This window comes from Massilia soli, from assembly GCF_016809835.1.
Taxonomy (GTDB): Bacteria; Pseudomonadota; Gammaproteobacteria; order Burkholderiales; family Burkholderiaceae_D; genus Telluria_A; species Telluria_A soli.
On record NZ_JAFBIL020000003.1, the window covers coordinates 200,404 to 219,462 of the forward strand.

At 63.1% G+C, this 19,059-nt stretch carries 16 protein-coding genes and 2 tRNA genes; 8 read left to right on the forward strand and 10 right to left on the reverse strand.

Going from position 1 to position 19,059, the window contains the following annotated elements:
- Window positions 1-61 precede the first annotated feature (61 nt).
- From folP to I4X03_RS08490, 7 genes are all read left to right on the forward strand, one after another.
- Window positions 62-898, forward strand: coding sequence for a dihydropteroate synthase (gene folP / locus I4X03_RS08460; protein WP_223467783.1), 837 nt, complete (start codon window positions 62-64; stop codon window positions 896-898).
- Window positions 899-919: 21 nt separating this feature from the next.
- Window positions 920-2,257, forward strand: a complete 1,338-nt coding sequence (glmM, locus tag I4X03_RS08465) for a phosphoglucosamine mutase (RefSeq protein WP_223467784.1) — start codon at window positions 920-922, stop codon at window positions 2,255-2,257.
- A 320-nt stretch (window positions 2,258-2,577) separates the two neighbouring features.
- Window positions 2,578-2,654, forward strand: a tRNA-Pro gene (locus tag I4X03_RS08470).
- Between the two features lie 75 nt (window positions 2,655-2,729).
- Window positions 2,730-2,806, forward strand: a tRNA-Arg gene (locus I4X03_RS08475).
- 718 nt (window positions 2,807-3,524) lie between these two features.
- Window positions 3,525-6,185 carry a TonB-dependent receptor gene (locus I4X03_RS08480; protein WP_223467785.1) on the forward strand — a complete coding sequence of 887 codons (2,661 nt, stop codon included), beginning with the start codon at window positions 3,525-3,527 and terminating at the stop codon, window positions 6,183-6,185.
- A gap of 70 nt (window positions 6,186-6,255) precedes the next feature.
- Window positions 6,256-6,948 carry a PepSY domain-containing protein gene (locus I4X03_RS08485; protein WP_223467786.1) on the forward strand — a complete coding sequence of 231 codons (693 nt, stop codon included), beginning with the start codon at window positions 6,256-6,258 and terminating at the stop codon, window positions 6,946-6,948.
- Window positions 6,949-6,956: 8 nt separating this feature from the next.
- The gene (locus I4X03_RS08490; RefSeq protein ID WP_223467787.1) at window positions 6,957-8,750 is read left to right on the forward strand and encodes a 2Fe-2S iron-sulfur cluster binding domain-containing protein; all 1,794 of its coding nucleotides are present in this window, start codon (window positions 6,957-6,959) and stop codon (window positions 8,748-8,750) included.
- 101 nt (window positions 8,751-8,851) lie between these two features.
- Here I4X03_RS08490 and I4X03_RS08495 read toward each other — a convergent pair whose 3' ends face one another.
- The 10 genes from I4X03_RS08495 to I4X03_RS08540 form a co-directional block, all read right to left on the reverse strand.
- Window positions 8,852-9,793, reverse strand: a complete 942-nt coding sequence (locus I4X03_RS08495; protein ID WP_223467788.1) for a CopD family protein — start codon at window positions 9,791-9,793, stop codon at window positions 8,852-8,854.
- Window positions 9,793-10,158 (reverse strand): copper homeostasis periplasmic binding protein CopC, encoded by a 366-nt coding sequence (copC, locus tag I4X03_RS08500; protein ID WP_223467789.1) that lies wholly within the window; start codon window positions 10,156-10,158, stop codon window positions 9,793-9,795. The genes I4X03_RS08495 and copC overlap by 1 nt, the downstream gene beginning before the upstream one ends.
- Before the next feature lie 70 nt (window positions 10,159-10,228).
- Window positions 10,229-10,639 (reverse strand): copper-binding protein, encoded by a 411-nt coding sequence (locus tag I4X03_RS08505; protein WP_223467790.1) that lies wholly within the window; start codon window positions 10,637-10,639, stop codon window positions 10,229-10,231.
- Window positions 10,640-10,660: 21 nt separating this feature from the next.
- The gene (locus I4X03_RS08510; protein WP_223467791.1) at window positions 10,661-11,104 is read right to left on the reverse strand and encodes a DUF411 domain-containing protein; all 444 of its coding nucleotides are present in this window, start codon (window positions 11,102-11,104) and stop codon (window positions 10,661-10,663) included.
- Between the two features lie 22 nt (window positions 11,105-11,126).
- Complete coding sequence (locus I4X03_RS08515; protein ID WP_223467792.1) at window positions 11,127-12,521, reverse strand: multicopper oxidase family protein; 1,395 nt, start codon at window positions 12,519-12,521, stop codon at window positions 11,127-11,129.
- Between the two features lie 14 nt (window positions 12,522-12,535).
- Window positions 12,536-13,942, reverse strand: a complete 1,407-nt coding sequence (locus I4X03_RS08520) for a TolC family protein (RefSeq protein WP_223467793.1) — start codon at window positions 13,940-13,942, stop codon at window positions 12,536-12,538.
- Window positions 13,943-13,967: 25 nt separating this feature from the next.
- Window positions 13,968-14,294 carry a hypothetical protein gene (locus I4X03_RS08525; RefSeq protein ID WP_223467794.1) on the reverse strand — a complete coding sequence of 109 codons (327 nt, stop codon included), beginning with the start codon at window positions 14,292-14,294 and terminating at the stop codon, window positions 13,968-13,970.
- A 104-nt stretch (window positions 14,295-14,398) separates the two neighbouring features.
- Window positions 14,399-14,926, reverse strand: a complete 528-nt coding sequence (locus tag I4X03_RS08530; protein ID WP_223467795.1) for a hypothetical protein — start codon at window positions 14,924-14,926, stop codon at window positions 14,399-14,401.
- Between the two features lie 25 nt (window positions 14,927-14,951).
- A complete protein-coding gene (locus I4X03_RS08535) occupies window positions 14,952-15,983 on the reverse strand; it encodes an endonuclease/exonuclease/phosphatase family protein (protein ID WP_223467796.1) in 1,032 nt (343 codons plus the stop codon).
- 204 nt (window positions 15,984-16,187) lie between these two features.
- On the reverse strand, window positions 16,188-17,015 hold the full coding sequence (locus tag I4X03_RS08540) for a TlpA disulfide reductase family protein (protein WP_223467797.1): 828 nt from the start codon (window positions 17,013-17,015) through the stop codon (window positions 16,188-16,190).
- Between the two features lie 107 nt (window positions 17,016-17,122).
- Between I4X03_RS08540 and I4X03_RS08545 the strand changes: the two genes are divergently transcribed.
- Window positions 17,123-18,937 carry a SagB family peptide dehydrogenase gene (locus I4X03_RS08545; RefSeq protein WP_223467798.1) on the forward strand — a complete coding sequence of 605 codons (1,815 nt, stop codon included), beginning with the start codon at window positions 17,123-17,125 and terminating at the stop codon, window positions 18,935-18,937.
- Window positions 18,938-19,059 lie beyond the last annotated feature (122 nt).

Below are 19,059 nucleotides of genomic sequence, written 5' to 3' on the forward strand. Positions count from 1 at the left end.
AAAACTGAACGGCATTTTTTCTTTGTGGCGGCAACGTCGTCCCCAGACACTGCCTTACCGAATGCGACAATATTTGCAATGCGGCCGTTATGGCTTCGACCTCGATGCTCGCCCGCTGGTGATGGGCATCCTCAACGTCACGCCGGATTCGTTCTCGGATGGCGGGCGCTTCCACTCCCTTGAATTTGCCGTGTCCCGCGCCGAGGAAATGATTTCCGAAGGCGTCGACCTGATCGACATCGGCGGCGAATCGACCCGGCCGGGGTCGCCGCCCGTGGCGCTGGACGAAGAGCTGCGCCGGGTCATTCCCGCGGTATATGCGCTGCGCGACCTTGGCAAGCCCTTGTCGGTCGACACCTACAAGCCTGAGGTGATGCGCGAAGCCATCCTGGCCGGCGCCGACATGATCAACGACATCAACGCCTTCCGCGCGCCCGGCGCGCTGGCGGCGGTGGCCGATAGCGACTGCGGGCTGTGCGTGATGCACATGCAGCGCTCGCCTGAAACGATGCAGCAGCATCCCGACTACGACGATGTTGTTGCCGAGGTGATCAGCTTCCTGCGCGAGCGCATCGAAGCGATGCTGGACGCAGGCATCGAGCGCAGCCGCCTCTGCGTCGACCCCGGGTTCGGTTTCGGCAAGACGGTGGAACATAACTTCGCCTTGCTGCGCAATATCGGCAAGATGCGGCAGGAGCTTGGCCTGCCGGTGCTGGCTGGATTGTCGCGCAAATCGATGATCGGCGCGGTTACCGGCAAGCCGCTGGAGCAGCGTATGGCAGGAAGTCTGGCTGGCGCATTGGCGGCGGTGGCGCATGGCGCTAGAATCGTCCGCGTACATGACGTAGCCGAAACGGTAGATGCATTCAACGTGTGGCAAGCAGCCGCAATTCATTAATTTAGAGAAAAAAGAGAAATCATGGGACGTAAATATTTCGGTACCGACGGTGTGCGTGGCCTGGTGGGCGTAGCGCCAATTACCCCCGACTTCGTCATGCGCCTCGGCTACGCCGCCGGCAAAGTGCTCGCCCGCAATGGCTCGGCCTCGGGCCGCCCGACGGTACTGATCGGCAAGGACACCCGTATCTCGGGCTACATGCTCGAAGCCGCCCTGGAAGCAGGCTTTACCGCCGCCGGTGTTGACGTCCAGCTCGCTGGCCCAATGCCAACGCCGGCGATTGCCTACCTGACGCGCGCGCTGCGCCTGTCGGCAGGCGTGGTGATCTCGGCGTCGCACAACCCGTTCCAGGACAACGGCATCAAGTTCTTCTCCCAATACGGTACCAAGCTGCCCGACTCGGTGGAACTCGAAATCGAAGCCGGTATCGACTTGCCGATGGAATGCGTGCCTGCGGAGCAGCTCGGCCGCGCCAAGCGCCTGGACGACTCGCAGGGCCGCTACATCGAATTCTGCAAGAGCACGTTCCCGAACGAACTCGACTTGCGCGGCATGAAGATCGTCGTCGACAGCGCGCATGGCGCCGCGTACCACATTGCGCCGCACGTTTTCCACGAGCTGGGCGCCAAGGTCATCTCGATCGGCAACCAGCCGAGCGGCTTCAACATCAACGCCGGGTTCGGTGCAACGGCACCGCAAGCGATGGCGGCAGCCGTCGTCGAGCACAAGGCCGACCTCGGCATCGCGCTTGACGGCGACGCCGACCGGCTGATCATGTGCGACTCGAAAGGGCGCCTGTACAACGGCGACGAACTGCTCTACGTGATGGTGCGCGACCGCATGACGGTTGGCCCGGTGGCCGGCGCGGTCGGTACCCTGATGACCAACATGGCGCTCGAAGTCAAGTTCAAGGAGCTTGGCGTCGGCTTTGCGCGCGCCAAGGTAGGCGACCGCTACGTGCTGGAAGTGATGCAGGAGAAGGGCTGGCTGTTCGGCGGCGAAGGCTCCGGCCATTTGCTGGCACTCGATAAGCACACCACCGGCGACGGCATCGTTTCTGCGCTGCAAGTGCTGTCCGCACTGAAGCGCAGCGGCAAGGGCCTCGACGAGTGCTGCGGCGAGCTGACCTTGTACCCGCAAAGCCTGATCAACGTGAAGGTTGCGCCGGGCTTTGACTGGACCAAGAACGCCGAGATGGTTGCCGAAAAAGAAAAGGCCGAGAAAGAGCTGGGCGACGCAGGCCGCGTGTTGATCCGCGCGTCCGGTACCGAACCTTTGATCCGCGTGATGGTTGAAGCCAAGACGCAAGAACTGGCCGAAAGCACCGCGCGCCGTATCGCAGACAAAGTGACGCCCTGAGTCATAAGCACGTCCTTCCCGCGAAAGCGGGAACCCATGCTGAGTAAGAAACAGGTTGTCAGCACTGAGTCATAAGCACGTCCTTCCCGCGAAAGCGGGAATCCATGCGGAGTGTGATACACAGGGTGTCAGCACTGAGTCATAAGCACGTCCTTCCCGCGAAAGCGGGAATCCATGCTGAGTAAGAAACAGGGTGTCAGCAGGCGCGCAGCGCGCATCCGCCGACTTGCCATAAAACGTTCTCACCCCTCAACATCTGTTCTAATTACTTTACCCGCGCACATTGACCACTTTCGGTCGGCGCAGTATAATTGAGTCTTCGGAGTGTGGCGCAGTCCGGTAGCGCACCTGGTTTGGGACCAGGGGGTCCAAGGTTCGAATCCTTGTACTCCGACCAATTAAAAAGACGGGCTGTCATTGAGTTGGCGGCCCGTTTTTCATTTCCGCTGAGAGTTCTTCTCTGCAACAAACACTGCCCATAGCTCAGTTGGATAGAGCATCAGCCTTCTAAGCTGAGGGTCGCAGGTTCGATTCCTGCTGGGCAGGCCAATAAGCAGTAGTGCAATGTCATCCTGAGAGTGCAATGGCTGCTCCGGGTTGTGCTCCATGCGCCACTAACAGCTAGTTCGATTGCAAGACCGTGTAAGTCGGCTTTGGCCGCGCTCGCCTGCATCCCACCTTATTGATCGCACTAGCACGCTTCAGGGCTTCCGGTTGCCGGCTTCTGACCGCATGCGTTGACGGGCTGCAGTGCTTCCATTCCGGTGATTGCCAAACCCTTCAGTGACCGGTGAATCGACCCGAGCTGATCGGCGCGCCAAACCGATCGATTCCGCTTTCCAGGGCCGCGCCTCGACAAAGTACCAGCAAGTTGCCAGCCTGAAATGGTTTTCCGAGCGCGCCTCCGCGTCCGCTATTTCATGCTATTTCAATAATCGCCACATTTCGAAAGATTTCATCAATTTATAAAAATTTAATTTGCTAAATTTCATTTTTAGCGAATTTAATAAGAAATATCGCCTTAGAATCTGACAACCTCTTGCGCTGAGATTGCGCAGGGACTAGAGTGAACCTAATTCGCACTTGTATAGACAAGTATAAGGTCTGACGTGTGGAGGCAGATGGTTTTTGTATTGCAGCTTTGTCGAGAGGATGCCCGCCCGGTCATGTTTTGGGGGGCGGCGCATATGCACATGCAACATAAATTAGCGGAGATGGAATGTCTTATAAAAATGTACCAACAGCAACAGCTTTAGGCCTTTTACTGTTGAGCCAAGGCTCATACGCACAGCAGCCTGCGGCTCCCGGCAACACCGACAAAGCCGCTCCGGTAGCGCGTGTGCAAATCACCGGCAGCCGCATCAACCTCAAACAAGAGCAAATCTCCGGCGTCGGCCCGGTCACCGTGATCGATGCGGATGCCATCCAGCGCTCTGGCGCGATCTCGGTTGAAACGCTGCTGCAGCGCATGCCATCGTCGGCAGGCACCGCCGGCAACCAGAGCAGCGCCTACTGGACCAGCAACGGCTACGGCACCACCCAGGTCAATCTGCGCGGCCTGGGCATCGACCGCACCCTGGTGCTGCTGAACGGCCGCCGCGTTGTCGCTGGCGGTACCGGCGCCAACAGCTCGGTCGACCTGAACATGATCCCGGTCGCCATGATCGAGCGCGTGGAAGTGCTCAAGGACGGCGCTTCGGCCATCTATGGCGCGGACGCGGTCGCTGGCGTAGTCAACATCATCACCAAGAAGGCCATCGACGGCGTTGAGATGTCCGTCCGTTACGGCAAGACCGCGCAAAACGATGGCGAGGAAAAAGCGGCCGACATCGTGTGGGGCACGCGCAGCGACCGCGGCTCGATGATGGCATCGCTGAACTATTCCGAAAGCGGCGACGTGAACCTGGCCTCGCGCGCACCATGCGCGCTGTTCGAAGACGGCGGCGAACTGGTGTGCTCGGGCAGTTCGGCGACCATCGGCGGCCGCGCCCGCCTGGCCGACGGCCGCAGGGTCAACTTCAACCAGGATCTCGGCGGCAACCCGCGCGGCTTCGAAACGTACTCCGCGGCCAAGCACGGCTACAACAGCAACCCGTTACTGAACGCGGTCAATCCGATCAAGCGCGTCGGCGTCAGCGCCTTCGGCAAGCTGAACCTGAACGACAACGTCGAGCTGTTCACCGAACTGATGTTCACCAATCGCCAATCCGAGCAGCTGGCAACGCCAGGTGCGATCGGCGCTAACCGCCCGATCAACATCGCGGCGTCGCACCCGACCAACCCGACCGGCCAGAACCTGGTGCTGGAACGCCGCCGCGTGGCGGAAGTCGGCCCACGTAACTTCTTCCAGGAAACCAACACCTTCCGCATCGCCACCGGGCTGACTGGCGCGATCAACGACAAGTGGGACTGGTCCACGTCGGTCAACTGGGGCCGCAACACCGGCGTCGATGGCATGACCAACATCATCAACCTCGATCGCGTCGATGCCACGCTGGACGCTGCCAACTGCGGCAAGACCCCAACGTCTGCGCCTTGCGGCAACTACCTCGGCTACGGCAACCTCAGCCCGGCGGTACTGGATTACATCCACTTCGACACCCGCGACAACGGCGGCAATGACCAGAAGAGCTTCAACGCCGGCGTCAGCGGCCAGCTGTTCAACATGCCTGCCGGCGCGGTCGGCTTCGCATCCGGCTTCGAGTATCGCCAGGAAAAAGGCTGGCGCGACCCGGATAGCCTGATCGTTTCCGGCGCGGCCAACACCAACCGCCAGGACCCGATCGCGGGCGAATACAGCGCGCGCGAAGTCTTCGCCGAACTGTCGGTGCCGCTGCTTGCCAAGCTGCCGCTGGTTGAATCGCTGACCCTGAACGGCGCGGCGCGCTACTCGGACTACAGCCTGTTCGGTTCCAAGAGCACCTACAAGGCGGGCCTGGACTGGCAAGTCATTCCATCGCTGAAGCTGCGCGCCAACAAGTCGACGGCATTCCGCGTACCGACCGTGCCGGAACTGTTCGGCGGCGTATCGGAAGGTAACCTGACCACCACCGACCCTTGCAACAGCTGGAACACCCAGGACCCGAACTCGAACGTCTACAAGAACTGCCAGGCTTCGCGCCTGCCAGTAGGCTTCAAGCAGTTCGGCCCGTCAATCCTGACCACCGGCGGCGGCAACGTCAATCTTGAGCCGGAAGATGCCGACACCTTCACCGTCGGCGCAGTCTGGACCCCGTCGAAATCCGTGACGCTGACCCTCGACTACTTCAACATCGAGATCAACAACGCGATCCAGACCGTCCCGGGTTCGACCAAGCTGTCGGTCTGCTACAACTCGCCAGGCCTGTCGCACATCTTCTGCAGCCCATCGAGCTTCACGCGCGACCCTGCAACGGGCGAGATTAACTTCCTGTCCTCGCAGCCGGCGAATGCGGCGCAGCAGCGCGTATCGGGTATCGATCTGGGCGCCCTGTACGACTTCCGCGCCTATGGCTGGAACGTGGCGCTCAATGCCGACGTGTCGCGCCTGAACCGCTTCGACGTCACGCCTTTCCCTGGCGGCGACACCATCGCGTACGCAGGCAAGATCACCGGCGGACGCGGCAGCTACGCCGAGTGGCGCGCGGCCACCGGGCTGACCGCTGCGAATGGTCCATGGTCGGGTTCGTACAATATCCAGTACATCGGATCGGCCGACGACATCAACGCGGCCGAAGGCGACATCGGCGCGCGTGCACCAAGCGTGGCTTACCACAACGCCAGCGTGAAGTACGCGTTCAACAAGGCGATGACCCTGTCGCTGGGCGTCGATAACCTGCTGGACAAGGCGCCGCCGTACATCCAGAGCTGGACCGACGGTAACACCGACACGATGACCTACGACTTGCTCGGCCGCCGCTGGCACGTACGCCTGGGATATCGTTTCTAAGTTATAGCCCAAGTCGTTCTCGCGCCGCCTGAGGTTGGCGCGGGAACGACGTCTCAACATCGGAATCAGAATGCAATTATCTTTCTGGATACGCCGCGCCCACAAGTGGATTGGACTCATTGTCGGCGTCCAGGCCTTGCTGTGGATGATCAGCGGCCTGTATATGGTTATTGTCCCGATTGACGTGATCCATGGCGACCATCTCGCCCACGTCTTCACGGAACCGCTAAAGCCCGGCGCGACCCGCATCGCGCAGGACAAACTGGCGCAGCTTTACCCCGGCATCACGTCGGTGCGCGTCAAGAACATGCTCGGCAAGGAAGTCTACGAGATCAAGCAGGGCAAGGATGCTGCGCTGGTCGACGTCACCACCGGCGTAAAACTGAGCCCGCTGGACCGCGACACGATCATGGCCCTGGCCGAGGAATCGCATGTCGGCGAAGGCAGCATTCGCGGCATCGAATGGGTCACCAAGGCGCCGTCGGAAATCGGCAAGCGTCCGGTGCCGCTGTGGGCCGTCCATTACGAGGAAGCCGGCGACACCACCCTGTATTTTTCGCCGCATACCGGCGACCTGGTGGCGCGCCGCCACAACCTGTGGCGCATTTTCGACTTCGTCTGGATGCTCCACATCATGGACTACGACACCCGTGACGATGTCAATAACACCCTGCTGCGCATCGCAGCGCTGACGGGCGTCCTGTTCGCGCTCAGCGGCGCATGGCTGCTGCTGTACAGTTTCACGCGGAGGAAGCAAGCATGACGCCCTGGATGAGGAAGATACATAAGTGGGTGGGCCTGGTCATCGCGGTCCAGTTCGTGCTGTGGATGGCCAGCGGCGTGATCATGAGCCTGCTCGACGCCAGCAAGGTCGCGGGGCGCGAGTTCCGCATCATGCCGGCCGCGGCTCCGGCCTGGCCGGGCAACGTGATGCCGGTCGATGCGGTGCTGGCGAAGAGCAGCGCCCAGGTGATGAACATCTCGTCGGGCTGGCTGCTCGGGCAGCCGGTCTACCAGATGGTGAACGACAAGGCCGCCTGGATGGTCGATGCGGTCAACGGAACACCGGTCGTGCTGGACGCGGCGCTCGCCACGCGTATCGCCCAGGCATCCTACTCGGGCAGCGGCAAGCCGGAAAGCGCACGCCTGCTTAAATACACGCTGGAGACGCGCAAGCACAAGGAACCGGTATGGGGCATCGAGTTCAGCGATGCCGACGACACCACCGTCTACGTCTCGGCCAACACCGGCAAGGTACTCGAACACCGCAACAGCACCTGGCGGCTGTTCGACTTCTTCTGGATGCTGCACATCATGGATTACGCCGAACGCGAGAACTTCAATAACAACCTGCTCGTCACCAGCGCAGTAGGCGGGCTGTTCATGGCCCTGACCGGCGTATGGCTGCTGGTCACCAGCTTCCGCCTGGCCGAGTTCATCCCGCAGCGGCTGCGGCGCGCCAGCAGCATCAATGTGTTCGGCGACGACGGCAGCAAGCTGCGCTCGGTTGAAGCCTCAAGCGGCGACACCGTGTTCCAGGCGTTGGCGCGCGGCGGCCTGCAGTTGCCGTCGAACTGCGGCGGCGGGCAGAGCTGCGGCCTGTGCGAAGTGCGCTGCCTCGGCAAGGCACCCAAGCCGACCAGCGCGGACCGCGCCCTGCTGTCGCCCGAGAAGCTGGCGGCCGGCTACCGCCTGGCGTGCAACCTGCCGGTCGACGGCAGTGTCGATGTCGAAGTCGCAGGCGGCGCCGCATTGTCGACGGAGTATGAAGCGACGGTCACCAGCGTGCGGGCAGTCACCCCGTTCCTGCGCGAGATCACGATCCGCCCGGGCGCGAAAGTCGAATGCCGGCCAGGTTCGTACATCCAGGTGCACGTGCCCGACTATCAGCGCGACGCAGCGCACATCGAGCTGCCGGACGAGCACCGCGACGCCTGGAGCACGCTGACGCTGCCGCAGCAGCTGGTCAATGCCGAGCCGCTGCGCCGTTCGTATTCGCTTGCGGTGCCGGTGGAGAAGAGCGGCGGGCAGCTGACGCTGCTGGTGCGCTTCATGCCGGGTGCGCAGCCGGGTAAAGGCTCAAGCTATATGTATACGCTCAAGCCGGGCGACCAGGTCCGCTTCAGCGGCGCGTTCGGGGACTTCGCGATCAAGCCGGGCGGGCGCGAAAAGGTCTTCATTGGCGGCGGCGCCGGCATGGCGCCACTGCGGGCGATGATCCATTCGCTGCTCGACGACGGCGCGCGCGAGCCGATGCACTTCTGGTACGGCGCGCGCAGCCAGCGCGATGCGCCCTATGTCGACGAGATGAAGGCCTTCGCCGACAAGCATCCGAACTTTAAATGGCAGCTGGTGCTGTCGGACGATGCCGGTGGCGCGGACACTGTGTCGGTTGGACTGGTGCATGAGGCGGCGCGCGATGCACTGCTGCGCAAGCATCCCGACCTGGCCGCGTGCGACTTCTACCTGTGCGGTCCGCCTGCAATGCTGGAGTCGACGCTGAAGCTGCTGAAGGACCTGGGGGTCGACAGTAGCCGCATCGCGTTCGACGATTTCAAAGTCTGACCTGGAACAGGGTGCTGGCGGCTGTTGGTCGGTTGCGGCCGCTGTCCAGCAACCGGGCGCGGCCGGTGACCGCGCCGGTAGGAAGATGGAAACGCCGCCGCTTATCCGGCGGCCGGCGGTGAAGTCGCGCTGAGAACGGCGGCAAGCACGAGCGCGGCGACAAGAACGAACGCTTCGATCTGCAAGATGAAGACAAACTTGCGTTCCTGCTTGGTCGACGAGCGATGCGCCGTGCGCAGGTCTGCCAGCAGGCTGGGCATGACGAGGAAGCGGTTCAGGCCACCCAATGCGATTGCGATGGCAACGAGCACGATCTTCAGCAGCAATACCGTTGCATACGGGTTGCCGGTAACGTTATCCAGGCCGCCCAGACCACGCCAGGCGCTGATAACGCCGGTGGCGACGATGCCGGCAACTGCGACTGTCGCCGTAGTCGACAACGCTTGCGTGTATCGCGCGCGCTCCGGACCATCGAGCGCGGGCATGCCTGAACCCTGGCGCAAGGTGATGAAGCCTGCGACCAGCACCTCGCCAACCCATACGCTGATCAGGACCAGGTGGATCCAGTCCGCAGCCACCGCCCACGTGAAATCGCCGCCCGCTCCGGCGTGGCTGACCATGCTGCGGCTGTACAGGAAGACGCCGATGGCGCCAAGCCGAACCAGATCGGCAGCCGGCCTGCGCTGCGGCGGCCAGCGCAGTGCCGTCACCATGGTCACGGCGGCGAGCGCTATCCCGCCGATTATCCAGGCAAACCCGTAATGCGTTGCCGTCAAAACCGCATGCATTGCCGGCGCGGCTTCCCAGACAGCCACCTCCGCCATCGACGCCGATTCGAGCCATAGCACAGTCACGTATGCGAGCAGGGCAGCGGTAACCGCCGCAAGGCCGGTGCGGCGCAAGCGCTCGAGGTTGCGCATCGCCCACTGCGAGCTGCTCGCAGCTAGCCAGCGGCTGGCCAGGCTGGCGCCAGTCAACACGGCCATCGACAGGTTCACGACCACTGTCGCCCCCAACAGCGCGGCAGGAAGGTCGGGCGCCATTATTTCAGCTGGAACGAGTACTCGCCCTTGACCTTGTGGCCGTCGCGCGTCAACGTCGTCCATTGCACGCGGTAGGTGCCGCTGGCGAGGGCCGGAAGCGAGGCGACCATGACCTTCGCGTTGTCCTTGTCCACAGCGAGCTTTAGCGGATCAATCGTTGCGCCTCGTCCATCGACCAGTTTGATTTTGCTGAACGCCATTTCCAGCGGCTCGTTAAACTGAAGCCGTACTTCCTTCGGTGCAGTCGCGACGGTCTCGTTTGCCTTTGGAACCGACGCTTCCAGTTTGGCATGGGCATGGGCGGCCGACGACATGGCCGATGCCAGCAACACCGCCGCGGCGGTGAACAGGTACTTGTTGTTCATGTGCTTCTCCTTGAACGCCGTTCTTCCCGTGCCATCCGCGGTGGCGGACGGCACGGGCAGGGGGCGCCGATTACTTTACATGGACCAGTTGAACGACAGTGATCGCGCCATTGACACGCTCGGCGACGAACTTGACCTGGTCGCCGGTCTTGATCTGGGCCAGCATCGCTGGCGATTGAACGCGGAACACCATCGTCATCGCACCCATGCCGAGGTTCTTCAGTTCGCCGTGGCGCAGCGTGATCTTGCCGGCTTCCTTGTCGACCTTTTTCACTTCGCCAACCGTCATTTCAACAGCGTCGCCATGGCCGGCGTGCGCCGATCCGTGACCGGAATGTGCCGCCGGCGCGGCGTGGGCAGCGTGCGCGTCGTGGGCATCGTGCGCACCGTGGGCGTCGTGCTTTGCTTGCTGGGCAAAAGCGGTTGCTACCGACATGGCGGCGATCAGGGCGGCGGCGGAGATTTTGGTAATTGTTTTCATGGTGAATCCTTTCAATGAGCCTTAGTTGTAATGCTTGTAAACAGTGATCTTGCCGTCGGTGCCGACCAGGAGCACGTCGTACGGATCGTTGCGCGGGCCTTCCATTCCGGGCGAACCCATAGGCATGGCCGGCACCGCGAGTCCGCGTGCCTTTGGCTTCTCTGCGAGCAGTCGCTTGATGTCGGCTGCGGGAACATGCCCTTCAATGGCATAGCCCTTCACCATGCCGGTGTGGCAGGATCCCAGCTGGTCTGGAATGCCGCCCTTTGCCCGGTAGTCCGACGGATTCTCGACGTTCACCGGCTTGACGGAGAAGCCGTTCGCCTTCAGGTGCTTGACCCACTCGGTGCAGCAGCCGCACTGCGCACTCTTGTAGACCTCGATAATCGGGAGGGCAGCGCTGGCGGCGAGGGGAAAGCCCAGTGCAGCGGCAAGCACAGCGCGTGAAAGAATATTGGAGCTCATGGTTTTTCCTTTTGAGTGAGTGTCAACGGTGTCCGCTGTGGCCTGAAGGCTTGCGCACGTTGAGTTCAATGTCGGGCCGGCTCTTTGCGGCCGGCGTCGCTTGCCTGGCTGGCGTGCGTTGCCGTACTGGCGCCGGGGTTTCTCCCTTCCATTCATAGGCGACGGTGCCGGCCGGATGCTTGTACCAGCCCGGATCCTTGTAGTCGCCAGGTTTCTGGTCCTTGCGCACCTTCACCGTCGTGAACATGCCGCCCATTTCAATACCGCCGAACGGGCCCTGGCCGGTCATCATCGGCAGGGTATTGTCGGGCAGCGGCATCTCCATGTCGCCCATCGAGCCGCCTTTATCGCCCATCACCATATAGTCCGGGATGAGCGCGTTGATCTTTTCGGCGACGCCGGTGTGGTCAATGCCGATCAGGTTGGGAACCTCGTGGCCCATCGCGTTCATCGTGTGATGCGACTTGTGGCAATGGAAGGCCCAGTCGCCCGGATCGGTTGCCACGAATTCGATCGCGCGCATCTGGCCCACCGCGATGTCGGTGGTCACTTCCGGCCAGCGCGACTCCGGGCGCGTCCAGCCGCCATCGGTGCCGGTGACTTCGAATTCGTGACCATGCAGGTGGATCGGGTGGTTGGTCATGGTCAGGTTGCCGGCGCGGATACGCACACGGTCGCCCTGGCGCACATTCATCGAGTCGACGCCCGGGAAGGCGCGGCTGTTGAAGGTCCACAGGTTAAAGTCCAGCATCGTATTGGCTTTCGGTGTGTAGCTGCCCGGGTCGATGTCGTACGCATTGAGCAGGAACACGAAATCGCGGTCGACGGCATGGTGCGCGGGGTTCTTCGGGTGAGTGACCCAGAAGCCCATCATTCCCATCGCCATCTGCACCATTTCATCGGCATGCGGATGGTACATGAAGGTGCCCGGCCGCTTGGCCACGAACTCGTAGACAAAGGTCTTGCCAGGCTGGATGCCGGGCTGGGTCAGCCCCGTTACCCCGTCCATGCCGTTCGGCAGGCGCTGCCCGTGCCAGTGGATGCTGGTGTGCTCCGGCAGCTTGTTGGTCACGAAGATGCGTACGCGGTCGCCTTCGACGACTTCGATCGTCGGGCCGGGGCTCTGTCCGTTGTAGCCCCACAGGTTCGCCTTCATCCCTGGCGCGATTTCGCGCACCACAGGTTCGGCAATCAGGTGGAACTCCTTGACGCCATTGTTCATGCGCCATGGGAGCGACCAGCCGTTCAGCGTCACAACGCCGTTGTATGGCCGGCCGTTCGGTGGGGCCAGGGGCGGCTGGGTGTCGGCGCTGGCCATCATTGGTGCTTCCGGCAGCGATGCTGCGCCGGCCCGGCTGACGAGTCCGGCGCCGACCAAGGCCGCTGCACCGGTGAAGAAATTTCGACGTGAAGTCATGGTTGTTCCTTGAATTAGTGTCCCTGCGGGGCTTCGGCTGACGCCTCTGCGCGCAATTGCATTGCCGCGCCCCCCGTCCCGTTGATTGCTGCATGAAGATCCGTTTCGGCGATCCAGTAATCCCGTTGGGCTTCGATCGATGCGTTCACGCTGCCGACCTGGTCGCGCGCATCGGCCAGCAGCTCGAACACGCCGATCAGCATGCCGTTGTAGCGGAGCAGCATCTCATCCGAGATTTTCTTCCGCAAAGGAACAATCTCGTCGCGGTAGTGGCGCGCCAGGTCGTACGACGTGCGATAGGCGGAATAGGCTTCGCGAACCTGCGACCGTGCGCGAATTGCGGCGTCCGCCGTGCGGTGTACCGATTGCATGTACAGTCCCTCGGCCTTCGCGATGCGCGATCCTCCCCAGTCGAACAGGGGCAGCTGCAGCTCGATCTCATAGCCGTTTTCGCGCGGTTCGCCACTCTTGCTGGTATTCATATAGCCGGCTTCAAGCACATTGATGAAGCGGGTCGCCTTCGACAGGCCGAGCGCGCTGGCCGTCATGGCCGCTTCGCCTTTCGCCAGCTGGATGTCGAGCCGCTGTTCCATCGCCAGCGCTTCAGCGTTGTCACCGTTGGCGGGCGCTGCGGGCAGGTCCGGCAAACGGTCGGGCAACATGATCGCCGTGTGTTCGCCCCATACGCCCATCAGCCGCAACAGCTGCTCGCGCGCCACCGTGGCGTTGTGCCGGCTGCGTGCCAGCTGCGCTGTCGTGTCGGCGTAAAAGGCTTGCTCGCGTGCTTGCGTCAGTTTGCTGAAATTGCCGGCCTGCGCCATGCGCCTTGCGAGCTCGGCGCTGGCTTCTGCGGAGGCGCGTACCTGGGCCGAATACAAAGCCGTCTGCTGGGCCGCGACGGCGTTGAAGTAGGCCTTGCGGGTGTCCGCCGCCAGTTTCACCGCGTCAGAAGCAGCCTGCAGCTTGGCCAGGTCAAACCGGCGGCCCTCGATCTTGCTGCGCACAGGAATCGTCAGCAGCCCGAGGATGTCGAACATGACGGCGCGCTCGATCTCGACGGCATGAGCGCCGGACATACGGCCAAACGAGAAACTTGGGTTGCTCATCCAGCCGGCCTGCACCAGGTCAGCCTCGGCAATGCCCAGTTGGGCAAACGACGCTTGCAGGCCCTTGTTGTTCAGTAAAGCGAGCTGCACCGCGCTGTCGGCGGTGAGTTGCTTGCCCAGCAGCTGTGCCACACTGCGTTCGACAGCCGTCGCGTCGGCGCCCGGCTTGGAAAACTGCACCGACTGCCCGGTGCGGGCGTTGGTCATGGCCGATACCGCCTCGAGGCCACCGTCTTTGGAAAACGTCGTGCAGCCGGCCAGGAAAAGGACGGAGGCGCCAAGCGCGATCAACCGGACACGTGTAGGTGAAATCATTACTCGCATAATTTTTTGGACCTAATCAGTGGTTGCTGTGATCGACTGGCGCTTGCTTCACGGGCGCTGGCTTCATCGGCTCGGCCGGAGGCATGCCATGGCTGCCGTGATGTCCCGAATGGCCTTCGGCCTGAGCAACTTTGTCGTTGGCGGCACGCCAAACCTTGTCCGGGCTTGTCTCGTTGTCAAGGGACGCAGCGGAAACATAATCGGCAAACGCGGATTGGTAGGCCGTGGCCGTGACGGCGGCCTTCGCGTCCAGCGGGTCGGATTTTGCGGGTGCGCTCTGTGCCAGGGCGGCAAACGGCAACGCGGCCATCAAGCCGATGGCAATGGATTTTCTTTGTGTCATGTCATTTCCCAAAATCGATGGTATGGATGTGCCAAAGCACAAACGATCTATCCGATGGAAGCGGCCGGCGGACAAGCGTGTCCGGGCACGATCGGATCAAACGATTAAGCGGAAATGCCTCTGGGGGGACGTTTCGGGCCGTCCGGTACGAAACCGGCGACCGACGGTGCGGGCGCGATGACGATCGTCTCGGCGCCGCTGAAAGCAGGGAGGGAGTTGAAAGAAGAAGGGGGCGCAACGGCGCCGACGCAGAGATCGGAACAGCCGCTGCAGGTCGCGTGACCGGCATGCTCGGAGGCGTCGGAAGCGTCAGCGGAGGTGGCCGAATCCGCCAGCGCGGCAGAAGCGTCCGCGCCATCGTGATGGTGAGCCGTGTCGCTGGCATGCTCGCGATGCTCCATGAACACCGGCATCGCCTCGGCCATACGCTGCTGATGCGCGGGGCCACAAGACATGCCCATGGCTGCGGCGCCCGCTTGAAGCGGTACCAGAGCCATCAGAAACCAGAGCATGAGCGTCTTGAGGGTGCGATCCATATGGGTCAAGTATAGCATGAAGCATTTTGCCGGAGTCAACGCCAGGCAATAGCTTTCGCCGCTCGCCCGCGGCCGATCATGCGCCATCTGTTGCATTAGTGGCAATCGCCACGGGCTGGGGTCAGCCCTGTGGTTCGTGCACATCCGCCTCGGACACGGGCTCGGCCGCAATCTTTTCTTCCGCCAGCGCCTCGTCGTCGGCATCCGGCACCAGGCCTTCCTGCTCGGCACCGCGTGCGCGGTCGTACGCCAGCTCGACCAGCACCGGGAAATGGTCGGAACCAAACGACGGCAGCCGCATGATGAACGACAAGGTGAAATGCTGGCTGTGGAACAGATGGTCCAGCGGCCAGCGCAGGAACCAGTGGTCGGCGTGGAAAGTATTGAACATGCCCCGGCCAATGCGCGGATCGAGCAGCCCGCTCATCTTGCGGAACAGCCGCGTCGTGGTCGACCACGCCACATCGTTCAGGTCGCCCGCCACGATCACTGGCGTATCGAGGCCCTTGACGCTCTTGGCCACCACCAGCAGTTCGGCATCGCGTTCAGTCGATTCGTCGTGCTCGGTCGGGCTCGGCGGGGCGGGGTGCAGGAAGTGGATCCGCACCTTGCGGCCTGAGGGCAGCACCACCATCGTATGCATCGAGGGAATGTCGTCCTCGACCAGGAATTGAATCGCGGAATCCTCCAGCGCCAACCGCGAGTACACGTGCATGCCGTATAGGTTATCCAGTGGGCACTTCATTGAAAACGGATAGTCGTCTTCCAGCACGTCGAGCCGTTCCTGCCACCATGCATCGGTTTCCAGCGTCACGAACACATCGGGCTCATGCTTGCGGATCAGTGCGATCAAGCCGTCGGTGTTCCGGTTCGGCGTCAGCACATTGGCCGTCATGATGCGAATCCGGTCGGCGCTGTCGTTGCTGATCGCCACCTTGACCTCGTGCGGGAATACCTTCGTATATGGGACGATCCACCAGGCCTGATACAGCAGGCAAGCGGCGGTGATCGTGATGAGCGCGTGGGACACGAACTCTGAGAGATCGAGAAAGACCAGCTGCGCAATCAGCAGGGCGGAGGCGAGAACGGCAAGTTGCAGGCGGGGAAAGTCGAAGTCCCGTATCCACCAGACGGCCAGACGGGACAGCGGCATCAGGGTCGCTAGTACGATAAAGCCTACGGCGGTCGCGATTATGGCAAAGTGCATCACTAAATTTGTCCGGAAAGGCTGTTTTAGATCCCGAGTAAGGGCACAGGATCAAGTATGCCAGTCTCTTTAGGAAACACCCCTCACGGCAGAACGCGCGCACCCTCAAGTTTGCAAATTAACAACATACCTAGATAGAAAACTTGCCAGCTAGCGCGACGCGATATCGTTCCCGCGCAACTTGACGAGCTTGGCTTCAAGCGACGCCGCCGACAGCGGGCCGATATGGGCATCCACCAGCGTCCCCCTGGCGTCGTAGAACAGCGTCGTTGGCAGACCGGCCGAGCCGACCGCGCGACTGGCCTCGCCGGCCTGGTCAAGCAGCACATTGTCGAGCGCCAAAGTCTCGCCGTTGAGGTACTTCAGTACCGGCGCGGCGTCTTCGCGCTGGTTGGCAAACACGAACGTCACCCCGGTATCGCGCTGCTGTGCCGCCGCCAGCACCGGCATCTCGCGCCGGCACGGCGGGCACCAGGTCGCCCACAGGTTGACGACCAGCGGACGGCCGGGCGCCAGTTCGGACAACACCACCGGCTTGCCCTCCAGCGTCATCATGGCGACGTCAGGCACTGTCTTCTGGTCTTTCATGCCAAGCAACGCAGGGGCGCCGGACATGAACCACGCGAAGGCGCCGGCCAGCACGCCGGCGACCAGCGGATTGCGCAGCGGCTGGTGCCGGTACGCGCGATAGCCGCCGTAGCCGAGCGCCGCGCCGATGCCAGGCAACACCGAAAAGCCGCCGTCGCGAATGTCGATCATCGACAGCGGCGCCGCGCTGTACAGGTCGAACCAGCTGGCGACGAATGCGATCCGCGCCGCCACCAGGCCGACCACCAGCATATCGACCAGCAGCCCGCCGATGCGCACCTGGTCGCGCCGGCCCACCCAGTGGCCGACCGCGGTCGCTATTAGCAGGCTGGTCAACAGGAAGACGTGGCTGGCCTGGATGCTCAGGGGGCCGATGTTGAAGGTCATCATGGTGTGTGCACCGACATTTAAAACCATATTGTGACACCTGCGCAGCGGGCGCGGGTGCAGCGGGAACAAGGATAGAATTCGAGAGCTACTCCTTCGCCCCTGCCGCCATGCCGAAACTCGCCTGGGTCCTGATACCGCTTGCGGTGTACGCCGCCATCCTCGCCGTGCTGGCGTGGCGCGGCCGCGCGCCCGCGCGCATGGCAATCAACGTCCATACCAGCCTGCTGCTGATGGCCTACCTGCTCTCCACGGCAGGCCTCGGCATTTTCTGGGTCGCGAATCAGCAGTTGCCGGTCTTCGACTGGCACTATTTGTTCGGCTACGCCACGCTGGTGCTGGTCGCGATTCACCTTGTGTTCAACTTGCCGATCGTCGTACGCTGGTTCACCCGCAAGGCAGCCAAGCCAGCGGCCCGCCAGCCCGGCGGGCCGCGGCTGGTGCTGCAGGCGGCGGCATTGGCGGCGGCATTTGGCGTCGCCTATTTCGTCGGCACCCGCCAGGCCGATGATGTCGTGGCTGGCCCGGTTGCAAGCGACATGCCCGCATCGGTGCAGGCGGTGATCCAATATCACGCGTTCTCATCGGCATCGCGCAGCGGCGTGTTCAAGCGCGCGGCCGGGGTTGAATGGGGATCGCCGCCGCCGCCATTCAAACGCTACCAGGCAGCGCCCACAGTCGCCCTCGCGCGCGGCGCACCCGGGGGCGCCAGCCTTGCCGAGATGCTGGCAATGCCCGCTGGCGGACGCGGACGCCTCGACCTGGCCCGGCTCGGTGAGATGCTGTATCTCTCGTCCGGCATCACGCTGCGGCGCGGCGGCAACGCGCTGCGCGCCGCGCCGTCGTCCGGCGCCTTGTTCCCGAGCGAGCTGTACGTTCTAGCGCGCTCGGTCGGCGGGCTGGCGCCTGGCCTGTATCACTACGACCCCGAGCACCACCGGCTCGATGTCCTCGGTCCGCTGCCGGCCACGCTCGGCGCCGCTGCTGCCGACCAGGCCGAGGCGGCCATCGTCCTCAGCGCGGTGTTCCGCCGTACCGGGTACAAGTATCACAACCGCGCCTATCGCTACGCGGCCGCCGATGCCGGGCATTTGCTCGAGAACCTGCGCCTCGGCGCGCACCGCGCCGGCATGCATGCGCAACTGCTGCCGGCATTTGACGACGCCGCCGCGGCGCGTGCGATCAGGGTCGATGGCGTCGAGGAGGGCGTACTGGCCGTGATGGCATTGAGTGGCGAGTCCGCGCCTGGGCGGCTGCGGCAGGAGCGCTTCGCACCAATCGCGATGGCTGGCGTGTCGGCGCTCGGCGTCACCGGCATCGTCCAGCGCGCCACCTCGATGCGGAACGAGGTAGCGACGGAAGGCGAGATCACCGCATTGCCGGCGCCACAGCCGTTTACGCGCGACCTGCACGAGACCATCGTCAAGCGCCGCAGCGAGCGCAGGTTCAGCGCGGACGCCTTGCCGCTGTCGGCGCTGGCGTCGCTGCTTGCCGCCGCCGCGCAGCCGGCGCAGCTGTCAGGCGCGGTGACGCTCAACGTCGTCGTCAACCGCGTGGCCGGACTGGCGCCCGGCGTTTACCGCTACCTTCCACGGCACGCGTTGCTCACGTTGCATAGCGGCGACCACCAGGCGACGGCGCGTTCGGCTGCGCTGTCGCAAGATGTGATCGGCGACGCCGCCGCGGTGCTGATCCTGTCGGCCGATCGCGACCAGCTGCTCGCGCAGGGCGCGCGCGGTTATCGCCACGGCTTGCTTGAAGCAGGCCTGATCGGCGAACGCTGGCTGCTCGGCGCCACCGCGGCCGGCCTGGCAGCTTGCCCGGTCGGCGCTTTTTACGACGACGAGGCCGCAGCCCTGGTTGGCGCCGATCCGGGCCGACACTGGGTGTTGCACTTTGCGGCAGTCGGCATCCGTGCGCCCTGATGTCAAGGCAATTGCGCGTCATCAAGCAAGGGGAGTGCGCCAGCCCGTAGCCTAGCTCGGATGGGGCAGCTTCGAATACTTCATATCAGCAATGATTTCTTGTGGACCAGAGTTCACAGGAA